This is a genomic window from Acidisoma silvae (assembly GCF_020618775.1).
In the GTDB taxonomy this organism is placed as follows: domain Bacteria; phylum Pseudomonadota; class Alphaproteobacteria; order Acetobacterales; family Acetobacteraceae; genus Acidisoma; species Acidisoma silvae.
In genome coordinates this window covers 1-936 of sequence record NZ_JAESVB010000070.1, presented here as the reverse complement: position 1 = coordinate 936, position 936 = coordinate 1, and the positions used below count along the sequence as shown (strand labels likewise).

Here is a 936-nt window from a genome sequence, read left to right as displayed (position 1 = left end):
ACGGTTGCCTCCGGTGCGGCCCTACTGGGGCTGACGGCGCGACACACGCGGCGTCTTATTGAGCGCTATGCGCAGTCAGGTGCTTCCGGTCTGGTCCACCAGGCGCGCGGCCGCCCATCGAACCGGCGCCGCGGGGTCGCCGAGCGAGAACGCGTCCTGGCGCTCGTGCAGGCGCATTACGCTGGATACGGGCCGACGCTGGCCTCTGAGGCGCTGCTGGAACGTCATGGGCTGGTTGTGCCCCGTGAGACGCTGCGCAGTTGGATGCGCGAGGCCGGTCTTTGGCTGACCCGGGTGCAACGGCGGCGCTTCCACCAGCTTCGGCCGCGGCGGGAGCATTTCGGCGAACTGGTGCAGATCGACGGGTCTGAGCATCGCTGGTTTGGGCCTGCTCACCCGGCCTGCACATTACTGGTTTTCATCGACGATGCGACGGGCCGGCTGATGCAGTTGCAGTTCGTGCCGAGCGAGAGCACGCAGAGTTATTTTGGCGCTTTGGAGGGGTATCTGACGCGGCATGGTTGCCCAGTGGCCTTCTATTCCGACAAGCACACAGTGTTTCGGATTGCCAAGCCTGATGCGATTGGCGGTCAAGGCATGACGCAGTTTGGCCGTGCCTTGGCAGAGCTGAACATCGAGATTCTCTGTGCCAACTCATCTCAGGCAAAGGGTCGGGTCGAGCGGGCCAACCGTACGCTGCAGGATCGATTGGTTAAAGAGCTGGTTCTGGAAGGCATCACCACGATCGCGGCGGCCAATGCGCATTTGCTGGGCTTCATGGAACGCTTCAACGGCCGGTTTGCCAGCCCCCCTGCCCGGCCTGGCGACCTCCACCGGCCTCTCAAGATCACCCTGTCGCGGTTGAATGATATTCTGTGCCGCCGTGAGATGCGTCACGTCGGCCAGCAACTCCACCTCTCCTGGCAGCGCAAGCTT

1 protein-coding gene is annotated in these 936 nt (G+C 63.6%); it reads left to right on the top strand.

Going from position 1 to position 936, the window contains the following annotated elements; all coding sequences use genetic code 11:
* A partial coding sequence (locus ASILVAE211_RS25835) for an ISNCY family transposase (protein ID WP_227324215.1) occupies nt 1–936 on the top strand: 936 nt, incomplete at both ends.